The 17,778-nt window shown below is 51.3% G+C and carries 19 protein-coding genes, 4 pseudogenes and 1 other annotated feature; of the genes and pseudogenes, 11 read left to right on the top strand and 12 right to left on the bottom strand.

Annotated features, from left to right (window positions below):
- Positions 1-46: 46 nt before the first annotated feature.
- A pseudogene (locus BFF42_RS23795) lies at positions 47-423 on the top strand (IS1 family transposase).
- Between the two features lie 15 nt (positions 424-438).
- On the opposite strand, the pseudogene dacD reads toward BFF42_RS23795, so the two are convergent.
- Positions 439-1,383: pseudogene (gene dacD / locus BFF42_RS23790) on the bottom strand (serine-type D-Ala-D-Ala carboxypeptidase DacD); the annotation flags it as partial.
- Positions 1,384-1,591: 208 nt separating this feature from the next.
- Between dacD and sbcB the strand changes: the two are divergent.
- Positions 1,592-3,019 (top strand): exodeoxyribonuclease I, encoded by a 1,428-nt coding sequence (gene sbcB, locus BFF42_RS23785; protein WP_073692834.1) that lies wholly within the window; start codon positions 1,592-1,594, stop codon positions 3,017-3,019.
- Positions 3,020-3,061: 42 nt separating this feature from the next.
- Here the strand turns inward: sbcB and tsuB are convergent, their stop codons facing one another.
- From tsuB to yefM, 8 genes and pseudogenes are all read right to left on the bottom strand, one after another.
- The gene (gene tsuB, locus BFF42_RS23780) at positions 3,062-3,289 is read right to left on the bottom strand and encodes a thiosulfate utilization sulfurtransferase TsuB/YeeD (RefSeq protein ID WP_000985273.1); all 228 of its coding nucleotides are present in this window, start codon (positions 3,287-3,289) and stop codon (positions 3,062-3,064) included.
- A 70-nt stretch (positions 3,290-3,359) separates the two neighbouring features.
- Positions 3,360-4,263 (bottom strand): annotated as a pseudogene (locus BFF42_RS23775) (YeeE/YedE thiosulfate transporter family protein).
- 178 nt (positions 4,264-4,441) lie between these two features.
- On the bottom strand, positions 4,442-5,800 hold the full coding sequence (plaP, locus tag BFF42_RS23770; RefSeq protein WP_000019197.1) for a putrescine/proton symporter PlaP: 1,359 nt from the start codon (positions 5,798-5,800) through the stop codon (positions 4,442-4,444).
- On the bottom strand, positions 5,790-5,852 hold the full coding sequence (yoeI, locus tag BFF42_RS23765) for a membrane protein YoeI (protein WP_010723108.1): 63 nt from the start codon (positions 5,850-5,852) through the stop codon (positions 5,790-5,792). The genes plaP and yoeI overlap by 11 nt, the downstream gene beginning before the upstream one ends.
- A 214-nt stretch (positions 5,853-6,066) precedes the next feature.
- The gene (locus tag BFF42_RS23760; protein ID WP_039059232.1) at positions 6,067-6,996 is read right to left on the bottom strand and encodes a LysR substrate-binding domain-containing protein; all 930 of its coding nucleotides are present in this window, start codon (positions 6,994-6,996) and stop codon (positions 6,067-6,069) included.
- Between the two features lie 45 nt (positions 6,997-7,041).
- On the bottom strand, positions 7,042-7,866 hold the full coding sequence (locus BFF42_RS23755; RefSeq protein ID WP_000754747.1) for an SDR family oxidoreductase: 825 nt from the start codon (positions 7,864-7,866) through the stop codon (positions 7,042-7,044).
- Between the two features lie 82 nt (positions 7,867-7,948).
- Positions 7,949-8,203 (bottom strand): type II toxin-antitoxin system mRNA interferase toxin YoeB, encoded by a 255-nt coding sequence (gene yoeB / locus BFF42_RS23750; RefSeq protein WP_000767829.1) that lies wholly within the window; start codon positions 8,201-8,203, stop codon positions 7,949-7,951.
- Complete coding sequence (gene yefM, locus BFF42_RS23745; RefSeq protein ID WP_001259255.1) at positions 8,200-8,451, bottom strand: YoeB-YefM toxin-antitoxin system antitoxin YefM; 252 nt, start codon at positions 8,449-8,451, stop codon at positions 8,200-8,202. The genes yoeB and yefM overlap by 4 nt, the downstream gene beginning before the upstream one ends.
- Before the next feature lie 282 nt (positions 8,452-8,733).
- Here yefM and hisL point away from each other — a divergent pair, with 282 nt between their 5' ends.
- The 9 genes from hisL (at position 8,734) to hisIE (ending at position 15,973) form a co-directional block, all read left to right on the top strand.
- Positions 8,734-8,793, top strand: coding sequence for a his operon leader peptide (gene hisL / locus BFF42_RS23740; RefSeq protein WP_032145667.1), 60 nt, complete (start codon positions 8,734-8,736; stop codon positions 8,791-8,793).
- Positions 8,769-8,893, top strand: a sequence feature (His leader region). (Overlaps the previous gene by 25 nt.)
- A gap of 46 nt (positions 8,894-8,939) precedes the next feature.
- Entirely contained in the window at positions 8,940-9,839 is a 900-nt protein-coding gene (gene hisG, locus BFF42_RS23735; protein ID WP_000131782.1) for an ATP phosphoribosyltransferase, read from the top strand.
- 5 nt (positions 9,840-9,844) lie between these two features.
- Complete coding sequence (gene hisD, locus BFF42_RS23730; RefSeq protein ID WP_039060143.1) at positions 9,845-11,149, top strand: histidinol dehydrogenase; 1,305 nt, start codon at positions 9,845-9,847, stop codon at positions 11,147-11,149.
- Positions 11,146-12,216: a histidinol-phosphate transaminase gene (hisC, locus tag BFF42_RS23725; protein WP_000108980.1), complete on the top strand. Its 1,071-nt coding sequence runs from the start codon at positions 11,146-11,148 to the stop codon at positions 12,214-12,216. Before hisD ends, hisC begins: the two co-directional genes overlap by 4 nt.
- Complete coding sequence (gene hisB, locus BFF42_RS23720) at positions 12,216-13,283, top strand: bifunctional histidinol-phosphatase/imidazoleglycerol-phosphate dehydratase HisB (RefSeq protein ID WP_000080095.1); 1,068 nt, start codon at positions 12,216-12,218, stop codon at positions 13,281-13,283. Before hisC ends, hisB begins: the two co-directional genes overlap by 1 nt.
- Positions 13,283-13,873 carry an imidazole glycerol phosphate synthase subunit HisH gene (gene hisH, locus BFF42_RS23715; protein WP_001103564.1) on the top strand — a complete coding sequence of 197 codons (591 nt, stop codon included), beginning with the start codon at positions 13,283-13,285 and terminating at the stop codon, positions 13,871-13,873. The genes hisB and hisH overlap by 1 nt, the downstream gene beginning before the upstream one ends.
- A complete protein-coding gene (gene hisA / locus BFF42_RS23710; RefSeq protein ID WP_000586449.1) occupies positions 13,873-14,610 on the top strand; it encodes a 1-(5-phosphoribosyl)-5-[(5-phosphoribosylamino)methylideneamino]imidazole-4-carboxamide isomerase in 738 nt (245 codons plus the stop codon). Before hisH ends, hisA begins: the two co-directional genes overlap by 1 nt.
- Positions 14,592-15,368, top strand: coding sequence for an imidazole glycerol phosphate synthase subunit HisF (hisF, locus tag BFF42_RS23705; RefSeq protein WP_000880158.1), 777 nt, complete (start codon positions 14,592-14,594; stop codon positions 15,366-15,368). The genes hisA and hisF overlap by 19 nt, the downstream gene beginning before the upstream one ends.
- Entirely contained in the window at positions 15,362-15,973 is a 612-nt protein-coding gene (gene hisIE, locus BFF42_RS23700; protein ID WP_039059229.1) for a bifunctional phosphoribosyl-AMP cyclohydrolase/phosphoribosyl-ATP diphosphatase HisIE, read from the top strand. Before hisF ends, hisIE begins: the two co-directional genes overlap by 7 nt.
- A 171-nt stretch (positions 15,974-16,144) precedes the next feature.
- Here the strand turns inward: hisIE and wzzB are convergent, their stop codons facing one another.
- The 3 genes and pseudogenes from wzzB to BFF42_RS23685 form a co-directional block, all read right to left on the bottom strand.
- The gene (wzzB, locus tag BFF42_RS23695; RefSeq protein ID WP_039059235.1) at positions 16,145-17,131 is read right to left on the bottom strand and encodes an LPS O-antigen chain length determinant protein WzzB; all 987 of its coding nucleotides are present in this window, start codon (positions 17,129-17,131) and stop codon (positions 16,145-16,147) included.
- A gap of 146 nt (positions 17,132-17,277) precedes the next feature.
- Positions 17,278-17,376: pseudogene (locus BFF42_RS23690) on the bottom strand (hypothetical protein); the annotation flags it as partial.
- 42 nt (positions 17,377-17,418) lie between these two features.
- Positions 17,419-17,778 (bottom strand): integrase core domain-containing protein (locus BFF42_RS23685; protein ID WP_146759074.1); only part of this gene is annotated, 360 nt, incomplete at its 5' end.

Here is a 17,778-nt window from a genome sequence, read left to right as displayed (position 1 = left end):
AACCTCGCGCATACAGCCGGGCAGTGACGTCATCGTCTGCGCGGAAATGGACGAACAGTGGGGATACGTCGGGGCTAAATCGCGCAGCGCTGGCTGTTTTACGCGTATGACAGGCTCCGGAAGACGGTTGTTGCGCACGTATTCGGTGAACGCACTATGGCGACGCTGGGGCGTCTTATGAGCTTGCTGTCACCCTTTGACGTGGTGATATGGATGACGGATGGCTGGCCACTGTATGAATCCCGCCTGAAGGGAAAGCTGCACGTAATCAGCAAGCGATATACGCAGCGAATTGAGCGGCATAACCTGAATCTGAGGCAGCACCTGGCACGGCTGGGACGGAAGTCGCTGTCGCTCTCAAAATCGGTGGAGCTGCATGACAAAGTCATCGGGCATTATCTGAACATAAAACACTATCAATAAGTTGGAGTCATTACCGAACTCTTGTTCCGTTCCCAGGTCGATATTTTCTTTATCGCCATACCAGATGCGTTCCGTTCCGACCTTTTTCCCACGGTGCAAAATTTGCACCGTAGTAAAGTTTTGTTGCCCCCAACGCAGTAATTTTCTTGCCTCTTCCTCACGACCTTTTGCACTGTCAGCCCCCATTACCACTGCAATGAGACGACGCTGCCCATCTACAGCCGAAGCAATGAGATTAAACCCGGCACCAGAAGTATGACCCGTTTTCAGGCCGTCAACATTCATGGTTTTATCCCACAACAACCCGTTACGGTTTTGCTGGGTGATACCGTTCCAGGTGAGACTTTTCCCACTGTACATATGATAAAACTCGGGCTCGCCGTGGATGATAGCACGAGAAAGCACAGCTAAATCATAAGCCGAGCTATGCTGGCCAGGTGCATCCAGACCATGCACTGTTTCAAAATGCGTATCCTTGAGATGCAGCTTCTCGGCATAGTTGTTCATCATTTCAACAAACTGCCGTTGCCCACCGGCAATATAGTCAGCCAGAGCAACACAAGCGTCATTTCCGGAATCCACAATTAAACCACGGCTTAAATCACGTACCGATACGCGATCGCCCTCTTTCAAAAACATCAGTGAAGAACCGACAAACACCGGATTATCTTTCGCCCACGCATCGCGCCCCACGGTGACAATATCGTCTGGCGTAATGCGATGACTATCGATAGCGCGATCCACGACATAACCCGTCATCAGCTTTGTCAGGCTGGCGGGATTGCGCTGTTGATGCTCATTACCCGCGGTGAGGATCTGACCGGTGGTGTAATCCATCAATACCCAGGACCCGGCATGAATCTCTGGAGGCTGAGGTGAAAAAGGAATGTTTTCCGCCGCAAAACCAGACGATAAGTTAAAAACGAACAAAGAAGCAGCAATAATAAGACGGCGTTTCAACAGCAAACCCTCAGGAGTTTCAAATAGCTGTTCTTTTTACGGAAATACTTATGAACTGGCTGGAATAAAGTGCAAGAAAATGTGACTACCCTCTCATTTTTATCTGACATGATCTGTTGCCACTCGCTGCCAAATTGTGGCGCTAAAGCTGATTAGCACGGTGATATTTGATACTCTGGCAGACAGCAGAAATAACGGATTTAACCTAATGATGAATGACGGTAAGCAACAATCTACCTTTTTGTTTCACGATTACGAAACCTTTGGCACGCACCCCGCGTTAGATCGCCCTGCACAGTTCGCAGCCATTCGCACCGATAGCGAATTCAATGTCATCGGCGAACCCGAAGTCTTTTACTGCAAGCCCGCTGATGACTATTTACCCCAGCCAGGAGCCGTATTAATTACCGGTATTACCCCGCAGGAAGCACGGGCGAAAGGAGAAAACGAAGCCGCGTTTGCCGCCCGTATTCACTCGCTTTTTACCGTACCGAAGACCTGTATTCTGGGCTACAACAATGTGCGTTTCGACGACGAAGTCACACGCAACATTTTTTATCGTAATTTCTACGATCCTTACGCCTGGAGCTGGCAGCATGATAACTCGCGCTGGGATTTACTGGATGTTATGCGTGCCTGTTATGCCCTGCGCCCGGAAGGAATAAACTGGCCTGAAAATGATGACGGTCTACCGAGCTTTCGCCTTGAGCATTTAACCAAAGCGAATGGTATTGAACATAGCAACGCCCACGATGCGATGGCTGATGTGTACGCCACTATTGCGATGGCGAAACTGGTAAAAACGCGTCAGCCACGTCTGTTTGATTATCTCTTTACCCATCGTAATAAACACAAACTGATGGCGTTGATTGATGTTCCGCAGATGAAACCCCTGGTTCACGTTTCCGGAATGTTTGGGGCATGGCGCGGCAATACCAGCTGGGTGGCACCGCTGGCGTGGCATCCAGAAAATCGCAATGCCGTAATTATGGTGGATTTGGCAGGAGACATTTCGCCATTACTGGAACTGGATAGCGACACATTGCGCGAGCGTTTATATACTGCAAAAGCCGATCTTGGCGATAACGCCGCCGTTCCGGTTAAGCTGGTGCATATCAATAAATGTCCGGTGCTGGCCCAGGCGAATACGCTACGCCCGGAAGATGCCGACCGACTGGGAATTAATCGTCAGCATTGCCTCGATAACCTGAAAATTCTGCGTGAAAATCCGCAAGTGCGCGAAAAAGTGGTGGCGATATTCGCGGAAGCCGAACCGTTTATGCCTTCAGATAACGTGGATGCACAGCTTTATAACGGCTTTTTCAGTGACGCAGATCGTGCAGCAATGAAAATTGTGCTGGAAACCGAGCCGCGTAATTTACCGGCACTGGATATCACTTTTGTTGATAAACGGATTGAAAAGCTGTTGTTCAATTATCGGGCACGCAACTTCCCGGGGACGCTGGATTATGCCGAGCAGCAACGCTGGCTGGAGCACCGCCGCCAGGTATTCACGCCAGAGTTTTTGCAGGGTTATGCTGATGAATTGCAGATGCTGGTACAACAATATGCCGATGACAAAGAGAAAGTGGCGCTGTTAAAAGCACTTTGGCAGTACGCGGAAGAGATCGTCTAATTTGAAGCCTCCGCCGCTGGTACGGCGGAGGACAATGTTGAGTCAGGCTTTTTGAACGGTGATGCTCCACGCTGCATCGCCAATCTGCTGATAATCGGTGATGGCATGTCCTTCTTCTGCCGCCCACTGTGGGATTGCTTCAGTTGCCTGGGTGCAATCAAACTCAATTACCAACTCATCGCCGCTGGCCATTTCTGCCAGTGCTGCTTTTGCTTCTATGAGTGGAAACGGACAGACCTGCGTCACCACATCCAGCTTTTTAATCGCCATCTTTACACCTTACTTAATTTGCCGCAGCAGTCGCCAGTCGTGCCTTACGCTGTGGTCGTACATACACAAGTCAGGACGCAGTCCAGACTCCGAGAATCATAAATACAAGGCCAATCCAGCCCTGCCAGGTCATCATTGCAGTCATGACCAGTCCATTACCGATAGAGCAACCACCTGCAATGCTGGCACCGAAGCCCATAAGCACACCACCTAACCCGCTACGTACTGTTGTTTGTGCATCAGCTGCGCGAACGCGGAACTCACGGCTCGCTTTGGCTGCAATAAATGACCCCACGAAGATCCCTAACACCAGGAAAACGCCCCAGTTAATGTATTTCACGTCACCTGCGACCAGAAATTGCAGAATATTGGCCGTTGGGGAAGTGATTCCTAACCCAAACATGCGTCCGGTTGCTTCACTCAGGGGCCAGGCTAAAAGCGCAATCAAACCGATGAGTACAGCAGTGACAAAGGGATGCCAGCGTTTTTCAAACAGAATATGAGCGATCCCGGTTCGGCGCGGCGGTAAGGTCGCGACTTTGAGTTTTGGCTTCTTCAACTCTTTCATCACCACCCAGAGCGTTATCACCAGCAAAACGGTAACCAACGGCCACACAGACAAATTAAAAGTCTCAGCAATAGAGTTATGTTCAGTACTGTAGTGCTGCAAGGTTTGATTTAAACCACTGGCATGTGGAGAACGCATCACCGCACTCATCACCATATAAGTGAAAAGCGCGATCCAACTGCCGATCAATCCCTCACCCGCGCGATACCAGGTCCCGGTGGCACATCCACCCGCCAGAACAATTCCCAGCCCGAAGATATACCCACCTATAACAGTACCAAGCCACGGGAACGCCCCGGCTTCGTAAGTCAGTAGGCCCGCCTGAATTAACGCAAAAACCCCCACGCTGCATGACAAATCCCAGCAGAGCACCACAAATTAGCCCGCTTAATATCATTGAAAACATAAATTAATTAACCAGATGAATGTTAATAGGGAAATTATTCATGACTGGTGGAATGCAGACCAATAACCAAATTCTCTAAATTAGAACAAATGGTTATTAATGAGGATTTCGATAAAAAAGAATAAAAAAACCGGAGCCAAATAATCATTCGACTCCGGTTTGTTATTAGAAAAGATGATTATGCAACGTCTTCGTACTGCGGAACCGGGTTACGGAAGCTCTTGGTGACGCAAGCCAGGTAAATCAGACCGATAGCCGCCCAGATCAGACCCAGAACCATTGAGCTTTCTTCCAGGTTAACCCACAGCGCACCAACGGTCAGCGCACCACACATCGGCAGGAACAGATACTGGAAGTGATCTTTCAGCGTCTTGTTACGCTTCTCACGGATCCAGAACTGCGAGATAACCGACAGGTTAACGAAGGTGAACGCCACCAACGCACCAAAGTTAATCAGCGCCGTAGCCATTACCAGGTCGAAGTTGATTGCCAGCAGGGCAATCGCGCCAACCAGGATGATGTTCATCGCCGGAGTACGCCATTTCGGGTGTACATAACCGAAGAAGCTTTTCGGGAATACGCCGTCACGCCCCATTACGTACATCAGACGCGCAACACCTGCGTGCGCCGCCATACCGGACGCCAGTACGGTAATGGTGGAGAAGATCAGCGCACCAACCTGGAATGCTTTACCTGCCACGTACAGCATGATTTCAGGCTGTGACGCATCCGGATCTTTAAAGCGAGAGATATCCGGGAAGTACAGCTGCAGGAAGTAAGTTGCAAAGATGAAGATCATGCCGCCAATCAGCGCGGTCAGGAAAATCGCACGCGGGATCACGCGCTCTGCATCTTTGGTTTCTTCCGACAGGTTGCTGATGCCGTCAAAGCCGGTAAAGGAGAAGCACAGGATTGTCGCCCCGGTAATCATCGGGATAACATGCGCATCGCCAGACCAGAACGGACGAGTGCTCGCCAGCGTACCAGCGCCTTCACCTTCAAATACGCCATAAACAACCATGCCCAGAATCACCGCGATCAGCACTACCTGCAACACGACGATTACAGTGTTGAAGTTCGCTACGGATTTCAGACTACGCAGGTTAAAGGCGGTCATAAAGGCCACCAGCGCCACCACAAACATCCACGATGGGATGGAAGGCACCAGAGCTTCAAAATAAATTTTCGCCAGCAGAATGTTGATCATCGGCGCGAACAGATAGTCGAGCAGAGAAGACCAACCCACCATAAAGCCGACAGTCGGGCTAATGGATTTCTGGGCGTAAGTGTATGCAGAGCCAGCAGAAGGATAGCGGCGAACCAGCTTCCCGTAGCTCAGAGCCGTAAACAGGATCGCAATCAATGCGAACGCATAGGCTGTCGGCACATGACCATCCGTGAGGCCTGAAACGATACCAAAAGTATCAAACAGCGTCATCGGCTGCATATAGGCAAGACCCATCATTACAACCGGAACTAACGTAAGCGTTTTACGCAATTCCACGCGAGAGGTGTTTGGAGTAACGTTATGCGACATGGTCATTCTCCTTTACGGTGATAACCGTCGCGTAAGCAAAAAATTGCCCCATTTTTTTGGATTCCTCAGCGACAACAACTGTCGATTTTTAGTAAATATCTATCCGGTACGAAGCCCGGCCTCTTGGTATGAATGATTGGTTTGAAGCAAAAAATAACCGACGCTGATGAAACGTCGGTTTTTAGTCATTTTTTGACAGCGGCGCATTGTGCCTAAATGGGGGGGAAATGACAAGAGAATGAGAGGCTTGTCATAATAATTTTTCTTTAAATGGCTGATTTTCCGTCATCAGATTTTGCATAAACACCGGCGATCGCACTATTTGCTAAAATTTCATCTCGCCACCAGCCGCTGGCAAGGCCTGCGGTCTGTTCGTTCCAGCCAATCCAGACGGGTTCAAAGAGAGTTTGGGCGACCACTTTCTTCTCGATTAACGCGCCACTATCGAGAAAACGTTGCGCCAGATAACGGGGTAAATAGCCGCAGCCGAGGCCGCTAATTTGCAGCTCCAGTTTGGTTTTAAAATCGAAAACGGTAATGGCTTCTTGTTCGTCGAGAAGTTGTGAGGCCGTAGAAGCGCCTGCCTGCGCAGTATCCCCCACCACAATCGCCCGATATCGCTTAATAATACGACGATTTAACGGCTCTTCTTCCAGGGCTAACGGATGATGAGGCGCGACGGCAAAGACTTGTTCCAGATCGCCCAACCGTGAAAAACCAAACTCACTGGAAGATGGTGGCTCATGCATCGCGCCAACAATAATATCCGCTCGCCCCTGAGTCAGGGCATCCCATGAACCACCGAGTACGCCATTGATAAACTTCAGGCGCGTCACGCTATGATGTTGATAAAAAGCTTCAATCAGTGGCGCAAGCAGAGAAAAAGGAAACGTGTCGTCCACGCCAATCACCAGCTCGTTTTCCCAGCCTTCATGCAGTTTGATCGCCTGCTTTTCCAGTTCCCGCACGGTATGCAGAACTTCCCGCCCTTTCTCTAATAACATTTTTCCGGTGCGGGTGAATTTAGCGCGGTGACCGCTACGATCAAGCAATTGAATATTAAGGTCGCTTTCCAGCTTGTGAACGGTGTAACTCAGAGCGGACGGCGTCTTGTAGAGTTTGGCCGACGCCGCCACAAAACTGCCTTCTTTTTCTAAGGCATCGAGGATCATCAACACATCCAGCAGTGGTTTCATACACGCCCCCTTGCAGTGTATGCGGCGTCCTGCTGGCGTGATCGTTTACTCCAGCGGCATTACCAGCGGATCGGGATACTGGTATTCAAATCCCAGTTCATTACAAATCCGACTGCCATCAATAATCTTACCTTTGCCGCTGTCCAGACTATTTCTGAACTGCGGAGGTTCCAGCCCCAGTAAACGGGCCATCTGCGGATAGAAAACATTACGCGCAGGGTGAGCTGGCGCACATATATTATAGATGTGTCCGCCTTTAGGTGCCTGTAACAACAGAGTGATAGCGCCAATAACATCTTCTAAATGGACTAAATTAACACCATGTTCACCATCAGGCGCGGTTTTTCCGGCAAAGAAGCGTCCGGGATGACGCCCCGGTCCGACCAGGCCCGCAAGACGCAGAATATCGACCGAAGTACCGGGTAAATTGTGCAACCAGTCTTCGAGTTCTTCTAATACTCGTCCACTGTTGGTTACCGGATTACGCGGGGTAGTTTCTTTCAACATGCCTTGCGCATCGCCATAGACAGATGTTGAGCTGGTAAAAATAATTCGGGGAATACGATGGGCCAGCGCGCTATCCACTAACTCTTGTACCGCTTGTAAATAGAACTCATCGCCGGAGCCGCTACGACGTGCCGGAAGCGTAATGACCAGTGCATCGGCATCCATCAGGGCATCCAGATCGTCAGAATCGCAAACTAACTCAGGCTCCATGCGAAGCAGATAGCTATCAATGCCACTCATTCGGGCCGCTTCGACACCATCTTGTGTGGTTTTACTCCCGGTGACTTGCCAGCCTCGCGCTGAAAGTGACATCGCCAGCGGCATGCCTAACCACCCTAACCCGACAATTGCGACCTTTTTCATCCGTTATCTCCTGATACACCTTAGATCTATAAGGCTACGCTAGCGTATCAAAACTGACAATTCATTCTATGAATGAATCTGTTCAATAATGATAACGACATGCTGCAATGAGCAGTGAATCGTCGGTAACCGCGTATACCAGACGGTGCTCCTCTGTAATGCGTCGGGACCAGAAACCTGACAAATTATGTTTCAGGGGTTCTGGCTTCCCCTTACCTTCAAATGGCGTTCTGCGGGTATCTTTGATAAGTTCATTGATCTTTTTAACAATTCGCTTATCTGTTTCCTGCCAGTACAGATAATCATCCCATGATTCCTCAGACCAGATTAGTTTCACTCAATAATGTCCTTTTCTGTTCCTTTGCCTGATTTCAGGCTATCGATTGAGTCCATCAATCTCCGGGCGTTAGCGGGGGAACGCAGTAGATAAGCCGTCTCTTCCAGCGAGTTGTATTCTTCGAGTGACATCAGAACACAAGCCTCTCCATTCTGACGAGTAATAAGGATAGGGGCATGATCTTCAACGGCTTTCATCATTGTTGCCGACAAATTCTGACGCGCTTCGCTGTAGCTAATTGTACGCATGTCAATCTCCTCTTTTGTACAGTTCATTGTACAATGATGGGCGTTAATTAACTATTTATTAATTAGTTTGTAGATCAAGGTATTGTCAGTGAGACGAAAATCCAGGCTTCGCTATTTTTGGTGCCGTCAGCTTAGAGGACAGTCCTCTTAGCCCCCTCCTTTCCCCGCTCATTCATTAAACAAATCCATCGCCATAAAATATATAAAAAAGCCCTTGCTTTCTAACGTGAAAGTGGTTTAGGTTAAAAGACATCAGTTGAATAAACATTCACAGAGACTTTTATGACACGCGTTCAATTTAAACACCACCATCATCACCATCATCACCATCATCCTGACTAGTCTTTCAGGCGATGTGTGCTGGAAGACATTCAGATCTTCCAGTGGTGCATGAACGCATGAGAAAGCCCCCCGGAAGATCACCTTCCGGGGGCTTTTTTATTGCGCGGTTGATAACGGTTCAGACAGGTTTAAAGAGGAATAAGAAAATGACAGACAACACTCGTTTACGCATAGCTATGCAGAAATCCGGCCGTTTAAGTGATGACTCACGCGAATTGCTGGCGCGCTGTGGCATTAAAATCAATCTTCACACCCAGCGCCTGATCGCGATGGCAGAAAACATGCCGATTGATATTCTGCGCGTGCGTGACGACGACATTCCCGGTCTGGTAATGGACGGCGTGGTTGATCTCGGGATTATCGGCGAAAACGTGCTGGAAGAAGAGCTGCTTAACCGCCGCGCCCAGGGTGAAGATCCACGCTACTTTACCCTGCGTCGTCTGGATTTCGGCGGCTGCCGACTTTCACTGGCAACGCCGGTTGATGAAGCCTGGGATGGCCCGCTCTCCTTAAACGGTAAACGTATCGCCACCTCTTATCCTCACCTGCTCAAGCGTTATCTCGACCAGAAAGGTATCTCTTTTAAATCCTGCTTACTGAACGGTTCTGTTGAAGTCGCCCCGCGTGCCGGACTGGCGGATGCGATTTGCGATCTGGTTTCCACCGGTGCCACGCTGGAAGCTAACGGCCTGCGCGAAGTCGAAGTTATCTATCGCTCGAAAGCCTGCCTGATACAACGCGATGGCGAAATGGAAGAATCCAAACAGCAACTGATCGACAAACTGCTGACCCGTATTCAGGGTGTTATCCAGGCGCGTGAATCAAAATACATCATGATGCACGCACCGACCGAACGTCTGGATGAAGTCATCGCCCTGCTGCCAGGTGCCGAACGCCCAACTATTCTACCGCTGGCGGGTGATCAACAGCGCGTAGCGATGCACATGGTCAGTAGCGAAACCCTGTTCTGGGAAACGATGGAAAAACTGAAAGCGCTGGGTGCCAGTTCAATCCTGGTCCTGCCGATTGAGAAGATGATGGAGTGATCGCCATGAGCTTTAACACAATCATTGACTGGAATAGCTGTACTGCGGAGCAACAACGCCAGCTGTTAATGCGCCCGGCGATCTCCGCTTCTGAAAGCATTACCCGCACTGTTAACGATATTCTCGATAACGTGAAAGCACACGGCGATGAGGCCCTGCGGGAATACAGCGCGAAGTTTGATAAAACCACGGTTACCGCACTGAAGGTGTCTGCTGAGGAAATTGCCGCCGCCAGCGAACGCCTGAGCGACGAGCTAAAACAGGCGATGGCGGTGGCAGTGAAGAATATTGAAACCTTCCACACTGCGCAAAAACTGCCGCCGGTAGATGTAGAAACGCAGCCAGGCGTGCGTTGCCAGCAGGTCACGCGCCCAGTCGCTTCAGTTGGGTTGTATATTCCTGGCGGCTCCGCCCCGCTCTTCTCAACGGTATTAATGCTGGCGACTCCGGCGAGTATTGCGGGCTGTAAAAAAGTGGTGCTGTGCTCACCGCCGCCGATTGCCGATGAGATCCTTTATGCGGCGCAGCTGTGCGGTGTGCAGGACGTGTTTAACGTCGGCGGCGCACAGGCCATTGCCGCACTGGCGTTTGGTACGGAATCTGTGCCAAAAGTGGACAAAATCTTCGGGCCGGGTAACGCCTTTGTCACCGAAGCGAAACGTCAGGTGAGCCAGCGTCTGGACGGTGCGGCGATCGATATGCCCGCAGGCCCGTCGGAAGTGCTGGTGATTGCTGACAGCGGCGCTACGCCGGATTTCGTGGCTTCTGATTTGCTCTCTCAGGCTGAACACGGCCCGGACTCACAGGTGATTTTACTGACGCCCGCTGCTGATATGGCGCGTCGCGTTGCCGAGGCCGTCGAACGCCAGTTGGCAGAACTGCCGCGTGCCGAAACCGCCCGCCAGGCACTGAACGCCAGCCGCCTGATCGTGACTAAAGATTTAGCGCAGTGCGTGGAGATCTCCAACCAGTACGGCCCGGAGCACCTGATCATTCAGACCCGCAACGCCCGTGAACTGGTCGATAGCATCACCAGCGCCGGTTCGGTATTTCTTGGTGACTGGTCACCGGAATCGGCAGGTGATTACGCCTCCGGCACCAACCACGTTCTACCGACTTACGGTTACACCGCCACCTGTTCCAGCCTCGGGCTGGCAGATTTCCAGAAGCGCATGACCGTACAGGAACTGTCGAAAGAGGGGTTCTCCGCGCTGGCTTCAACCATAGAAACACTGGCCGCCGCCGAGCGCCTGACCGCCCACAAAAATGCCGTTACTTTGCGTGTTAACGCCCTTAAGGAGCAAGCATGAGCACCGTGACTATTACCGATTTAGCGCGTGAAAACGTCCGCAACCTGACGCCGTATCAGTCGGCGCGTCGTCTGGGCGGTAATGGCGACGTCTGGCTGAACGCCAACGAATATCCCACAGCCGTGGAGTTTCAGCTTACTCAGCAAACGCTCAACCGCTACCCGGAATGTCAGCCGAAAGCGGTGATTGAAAATTACGCGCAATATGCAGGCGTAAAACCGGAACAGGTGCTGGTCAGCCGTGGCGCGGACGAAGGTATTGAACTGCTGATCCGCGCTTTTTGCGAACCGGGTAAAGACTCCATCCTCTACTGCCCACCAACGTACGGCATGTACAGCGTCAGCGCCGAAACGATTGGCGTCGAGTGCCGCACAGTGCCGACGCTGGACAACTGGCAACTGGACTTACAGGGCATTTCCGACAAGCTGGACGGCGTAAAAGTGGTCTATGTTTGCAGCCCCAACAACCCGACCGGGCAACTGATCAATCCGCAGGATTTTCGCACCCTGCTGGAGTTAACCCGCGGTAAGGCGATTGTGGTTGCCGATGAAGCCTATATAGAGTTTTGCCCGCAGGCATCGCTGGCTGGCTGGCTGGCGGAATATCCGCACCTGGCTATTTTGCGCACACTGTCGAAAGCTTTTGCTCTGGCGGGCCTTCGTTGCGGGTTTACGCTGGCAAACGAAGAAGTCATCAACCTGCTGATGAAAGTGATCGCCCCCTACCCGCTCTCGACGCCGGTTGCCGACATTGCGGCCCAGGCGTTAAGCCCGCAGGGAATCGTCGCCATGCGCGAACGGGTAGCGCAAATTATTGCAGAACGCGAATACCTGATTGCCGCACTGAAAGAGATCCCCTGCGTGGAGCAGGTTTTTGACTCTGAAACCAACTACATTCTGGCGCGCTTTAAAGCCTCCAGTGCAGTGTTTAAATCTTTGTGGGATCAGGGCATTATCTTACGTGATCAGAATAAACAACCCTCTTTAAGCGGCTGCCTGCGAATTACCGTCGGAACCCGTGAAGAAAGCCAGCGCGTCATTGACGCCTTACGTGCGGAGCAAGTTTGATGAGTCAGAAGTATCTTTTTATCGATCGCGATGGAACCCTGATTAGCGAACCGCCGAGTGATTTTCAGGTGGACCGTTTTGATAAACTCGCCTTTGAACCGGGCGTGATCCCGGAACTGCTGAAGCTGCAAAAAGCGGGCTACAAGCTGGTGATGATCACTAATCAGGATGGTCTGGGAACACAAAGTTTCCCACAGGCGGATTTCGATGGCCCGCACAACCTGATGATGCAGATCTTCACCTCGCAAGGCGTACAGTTTGATGAAGTGCTGATTTGTCCGCACCTGCCCGCCGATGAGTGCGACTGCCGTAAGCCGAAAGTAAAACTGGTGGAACGTTATCTGGCTGAGCAAGCGATGGATCGCGCTAACAGTTATGTGATTGGCGATCGCGCAACCGACATTCAACTGGCGGAAAACATGGGCATTAATGGTTTACGCTACGACCGCGAAACCCTGAACTGGCCGATGATTGGCGAGCAACTCACTAAACGAGACCGTTACGCCCATGTAGTGCGCAACACCAAAGAGACGCAAATTGATGTCCAGGTGTGGCTGGATCGCGAAGGTGGCAGCAAGATTAACACCGGTGTTGGCTTCTTTGATCACATGCTGGATCAGATCGCCACCCACGGCGGTTTCCGCATGGAAGTCAACGTCAAAGGCGACCTCTATATCGACGATCACCACACCGTCGAAGATACCGGCCTGGCGCTGGGCGAAGCGTTAAAAATTGCCCTCGGCGATAAACGCGGTATTTGCCGCTTTGGTTTTGTGCTGCCGATGGACGAATGCCTTGCCCGCTGTGCACTGGATATCTCTGGTCGCCCGCACCTGGAATATAAAGCCGAATTTACCTACCAGCGCGTGGGCGATCTCAGCACCGAAATGATCGAGCACTTCTTCCGTTCGCTCTCATACACCATGGGCGTGACGTTGCACCTGAAAACCAAAGGTAAAAACGATCATCACCGTGTAGAGAGTCTCTTTAAAGCCTTTGGTCGCACCCTGCGCCAGGCCATCCGCGTGGAAGGCGACACCCTGCCCTCGTCGAAAGGAGTGCTGTAATGAACGTGGTGATCCTGGATACCGGCTGCGCCAACCTGAACTCGGTGAAGTCTGCCATTGCGCGTCACGGTTATGAACCCAAAGTCAGCCGTGACCCGGACGTCGTGTTGCTGGCCGATAAACTATTTTTACCCGGCGTTGGCACTGCACAAGCAGCGATGGATCAGGTGCGTGAGCGCGAGCTGTTTGATCTCATCAAAGCCTGTACCCAACCGGTGCTGGGCATCTGCTTAGGGATGCAACTGCTGGGGCGGCGCAGCGAAGAGAGCAACGGCGTCGATTTGCTGGGCATCATCGACGAAGACGTGCCGAAAATGACCGACTTTGGTCTGCCACTGCCACATATGGGCTGGAACCGCGTTTATCCGCAGGCAGGCAATCGCCTGTTTCAGGGGATTGAAGACGGCGCGTACTTTTACTTTGTTCACAGTTACGCAATGCCGGTCAATTCGTGGACCATCGCCCAGTGTAATTACGGCGAACCGTTCACCGCGGCGGTACAAAAAGATAACTTCTACGGCGTGCAGTTCCACCCGGAGCGTTCTGGTGCCGCTGGCGCTAAGCTGCTGAAAAACTTCCTGGAGATGTGATGATTATTCCGGCATTAGATTTAATCGACGGCACTGTGGTGCGTCTCCATCAGGGTGATTACGGCAAACAGCGCGATTACGGTAACGACCCGCTGCCGCGCTTACAGGATTACGCCGCGCAGGGTGCCGAAGTGCTGCACCTGGTGGATCTGACCGGGGCAAAAGATCCGGCTAAACGTCAAATCCCGCTGATTAAAACCCTGGTGGCGGGCGTTAACGTTCCGGTGCAGGTTGGCGGCGGCGTGCGTAGCGAAGAAGACGTGGCGGCGTTGCTGGAAGCAGGCGTTGCGCGCGTGGTGGTCGGTTCCACCGCGGTGAAATCACCAGAAATGGTGAAAGGTTGGTTTGAACGTTTCGGTGCCGATGCCTTAGTGCTGGCGCTGGATGTCCGTATTGACGAGCAAGGCAACAAGCAGGTGGCAGTCAGCGGCTGGCAAGAGAACTCGGGCGTTTCACTGGAACAACTGGTGGAAACCTATCTGCCCGTCGGACTGAAACATGTGCTGTGTACCGATATCTCGCGCGACGGCACGCTGGCAGGTTCTAACGTCTCTTTATATGAAGAAGTGTGCGCCAGATACCCGCAGGTGGCATTTCAGTCATCCGGCGGCATTGGCGACATTAACGATGTTGCTGCCCTGCGTGGTACGGGCGTGCGCGGCGTAATAGTTGGTCGTGCATTACTGGAAGGTAAATTCACCGTGAAGGAGGCCATCGCATGCTGGCAAAACGCATAATCCCATGTCTCGACGTTCGTGATGGTCAGGTGGTGAAAGGCGTACAGTTTCGCAACCATGAAATCATTGGCGATATCGTGCCGCTGGCAAAACGCTACGCTGAAGAAGGCGCTGACGAACTGGTGTTCTACGATATCACCGCTTCCAGCGATGGCCGTGTGGTAGATAAAAGCTGGGTATCTCGCGTGGCGGAAGTGATCGACATTCCGTTCTGTGTGGCGGGTGGGATTAAATCGCTGGATGACGCCGCCAAAATTCTTTCCTTTGGCGCGGATAAAATCTCCATTAACTCCCCTGCGCTGGCGGACCCGACGTTAATTACTCGCCTGGCCGATCGCTTTGGCGTGCAGTGTATTGTGGTCGGTATTGATACCTGGTACGACGCCGAAACCGGTAAATATCATGTGAATCAATATACCGGCGATGAAAGCCGCACCCGCGTTACTCAGTGGGAAACACTCGAGTGGGTACAGGAAGTGCAAAAACGCGGTGCCGGAGAAATCGTCCTCAACATGATGAATCAGGACGGCGTGCGTAACGGTTACGATCTCGAACAACTGAAAAAAGTGCGTGAAGTTTGCCACGTCCCGCTGATTGCCTCCGGTGGCGCAGGCACCATGGAACACTTCCTCGAAGCCTTCCGCGATGCCGACGTTGACGGCGCGCTGGCAGCTTCTGTATTCCACAAACAAATAATCAATATTGGTGAATTAAAAGCGTACCTGGCAACACAGGGCGTGGAGATCAGGATATGTTAACAGAACAACAATGTCGCGAACTGGACTGGGAAAAAACCGACGGACTGATGCCGGTGATTGTGCAACACGCGGTATCCGGCAAAGTGTTAATGCTGGGCTATATGAACCCGGAAGCCTTAGACAAAACCATCGAAAGCGGCAAAGTCACCTTCTTCTCGCGCACTAAACAGCGACTGTGGACCAAAGGCGAAACATCGGGCAATTTTCTCAATGTGGTGAGTATTGCCCCGGACTGCGACAACGACACGTTACTGGTGCTGGCGAATCCCATCGGGCCAACCTGCCACAAAGGCACCAGCAGCTGCTTCGGCGACACCGCTCACCAGTGGCTGTTCCTGTATCAACTGGAACAACTGCTCGCCGAACGTAAATCTGCCGACCCGGAAACCTCCTACACTGCCAAACTGTATGCCAGCGGCACCAAACGCATTGCGCAGAAAGTGGGCGAAGAAGGCGTGGAAACCGCACTGGCAGCAACGGTACATGACCGCTTTGAGCTGACCAACGAGGCATCTGATTTGATGTATCACCTGCTGGTGCTGTTGCAGGATCAGGATCTGGATTTAACGACGGTAATTGAGAACCTGCGTAAACGGCATCAGTGAGTTACTGGGTAAGCGGATGCGATGTTGTTGTCGCATCCGGAGCCATAGCCCGATGCGCAAGCTTATCGGGCCGACTATTCTCTCTGCACACGTAAGCTGGATACATCGCATCCGGCAAAAAAAACGGGCAAGGTGTCACCACCCTGCCCGTTTTCTTTAAAGCTGCAAAGATTATTTCGCGTTGTAATTACGCAGCGCATTACGCCCCAGCACAATCCCCGCGCCAACCATGCCGCCCAGCAGCACCGCCAGAATCAAGGTAATTGCCTTTTTCGGGCTATCGCGACGAATAGGTAACATCGGTTTCATCACATAACGGTAAGCATGAATATCAAGATCATCAACCTTTAAGCTTTCGATATCCAGCAGGTTTTGACGAGTCTGATAGTAGTTTGGCGAGAACACCAACGGACGGGTCGCCTCATGCTTAATCATCGACTCCAGCGCTTCGCTCCCCAAAAGGAACAACGTATCTTGTGTCACATCTTCAGTCTGCTGAACTTGTGGCTTTGTCACCTGCGCCTGATTCGCATACTGCAACGCTTCCTGAATCTGACGGATACGCAGATCTTTCTGCTCCTGCGCGACCACTTCCTGGGTTTTCAGAGAGTCCTGCAAGTTTTTCATACGCAGCGCGATGTTATCTTTCAGGTCTTTTTCCAGTTCTTCATTGACCTGGTCGTCAACTTGCTGGATATACTTCGCCAGCTGTTTCTGCGCACCTTCAGGTGTTTCACCCACATAAGAAACCGCTAACGGTAATGACTGATTTTTAACGGTAGGCTCAATGGTCAGCTTTTCTGCTTCTTCCTGGTTATCCAGCGTTTCCGCTAATGCTGAGAATGCAGTGCTGTAACGTCCGATAAGTGAAGCCTGAATGTCGGAGACTTTCGGTACAGCTGATCCGTAGATCACATTCATCGCGTTGGTATAACCAGCGATTTGCCCCACATCAGGTTGAGTAACGATAGCTGTGGAAGTCCACTTTTCTTTGGCAACGGCCAGATACCCTATAGCCAGGGCAATAGCCACAATGACAGAAATGATGATAGTCATCTTGCCGCGCCATAGTTGGACCAGTAAATCAATCAAATCAATCAAATCAATCTGTTCCGGGTCATGGTTTTGCCCAGAAACATTATTATTTTCTACTCTCATCATTACCCTAACGGACGAAATAATTTTAAGTCGCCATAGTTTAGCGATAATCGCCATGAATGCTATAGGATAAATGATAAAAATAATGAATTATTACAAAGGGAACATAAGAGAATCAGGGCGAAAATCGCCCTGATAACAAGATGTTAGTCGCTACCAAAGAGATCGCGGGTGTAGACTTTATCTGCCACATCCTTAAGCTCTTCTGCCATTCGGTTGGAAATAATGACGTCGGCTTGTTGTTTGAGGTGTACTGGCAATAGCGGACACTACCATTTGTTCTTTTTTTAAGCAGTCATCTGATGATATTTTTCCCTGAAGGCTGCCGGGGAGATATTCCCCAGACGAGAGTGACGACGCTGACGATTGTAGAAAATCTCAATGTATTCCCGTATTACTGAGATGGCTTCATCCCGGTTATTAAAACGATAGTGGCTCAGGCTCTCATTTTTCAGCGTTCCCCAGAAGCTTTCCATCGGAGCGTTGTCGTAACAGTGACCTTTACGCGACATTGATGTTTTCAGACCAGACTGCTCCTGTATGACCCGGTAATCGTATGCGCAGTACTGTGAACCTCGATCAGAGTGGTGGATTAGCCCGGCAGGTGGGCGCTGGCTCCTGAGCGCCATAAACAGGGCTTTACCTGT

This window comes from Shigella sp. FC1661 (genome assembly GCF_001712525.1).
GTDB classification, from domain to species: domain Bacteria; phylum Pseudomonadota; class Gammaproteobacteria; order Enterobacterales; family Enterobacteriaceae; genus Escherichia; species Escherichia coli.
The sequence above is the reverse complement of the archived record's forward strand: the minus strand, read 5'-3'. Positions and strand labels throughout refer to the sequence as shown.

What these genes read in the sequence shown, in the direction of transcription:
- sbcB (WP_073692834.1), top strand. Translation starts at nt 1,592, where the DNA reads ATGATGAATGACGGTAAGCAACAATCTACCTTTTTGTTTCACGATTAC.
- tsuB (WP_000985273.1), bottom strand. Translation starts at nt 3,289, where the DNA reads ATGGCGATTAAAAAGCTGGATGTGGTGACGCAGGTCTGTCCGTTTCCA.
- plaP (WP_000019197.1), bottom strand. Translation starts at nt 5,800, where the DNA reads ATGTCGCATAACGTTACTCCAAACACCTCTCGCGTGGAATTGCGTAAA.
- BFF42_RS23760 (WP_039059232.1), bottom strand. Translation starts at nt 6,996, where the DNA reads ATGAAACCACTGCTGGATGTGTTGATGATCCTCGATGCCTTAGAAAAA.
- BFF42_RS23755 (WP_000754747.1), bottom strand. Translation starts at nt 7,866, where the DNA reads ATGAAAAAGGTCGCAATTGTCGGGTTAGGGTGGTTAGGCATGCCGCTG.
- yefM (WP_001259255.1), bottom strand. Translation starts at nt 8,451, where the DNA reads ATGCGTACAATTAGCTACAGCGAAGCGCGTCAGAATTTGTCGGCAACA.
- hisG (WP_000131782.1), top strand. Translation starts at nt 8,940, where the DNA reads ATGACAGACAACACTCGTTTACGCATAGCTATGCAGAAATCCGGCCGT.
- hisD (WP_039060143.1), top strand. Translation starts at nt 9,845, where the DNA reads ATGAGCTTTAACACAATCATTGACTGGAATAGCTGTACTGCGGAGCAA.
- hisC (WP_000108980.1), top strand. Translation starts at nt 11,146, where the DNA reads ATGAGCACCGTGACTATTACCGATTTAGCGCGTGAAAACGTCCGCAAC.
- hisB (WP_000080095.1), top strand. Translation starts at nt 12,216, where the DNA reads ATGAGTCAGAAGTATCTTTTTATCGATCGCGATGGAACCCTGATTAGC.
- hisH (WP_001103564.1), top strand. Translation starts at nt 13,283, where the DNA reads ATGAACGTGGTGATCCTGGATACCGGCTGCGCCAACCTGAACTCGGTG.
- hisA (WP_000586449.1), top strand. Translation starts at nt 13,873, where the DNA reads ATGATTATTCCGGCATTAGATTTAATCGACGGCACTGTGGTGCGTCTC.
- hisF (WP_000880158.1), top strand. Translation starts at nt 14,592, where the DNA reads ATGCTGGCAAAACGCATAATCCCATGTCTCGACGTTCGTGATGGTCAG.
- hisIE (WP_039059229.1), top strand. Translation starts at nt 15,362, where the DNA reads ATGTTAACAGAACAACAATGTCGCGAACTGGACTGGGAAAAAACCGAC.
- wzzB (WP_039059235.1), bottom strand. Translation starts at nt 17,131, where the DNA reads ATGAGAGTAGAAAATAATAATGTTTCTGGGCAAAACCATGACCCGGAA.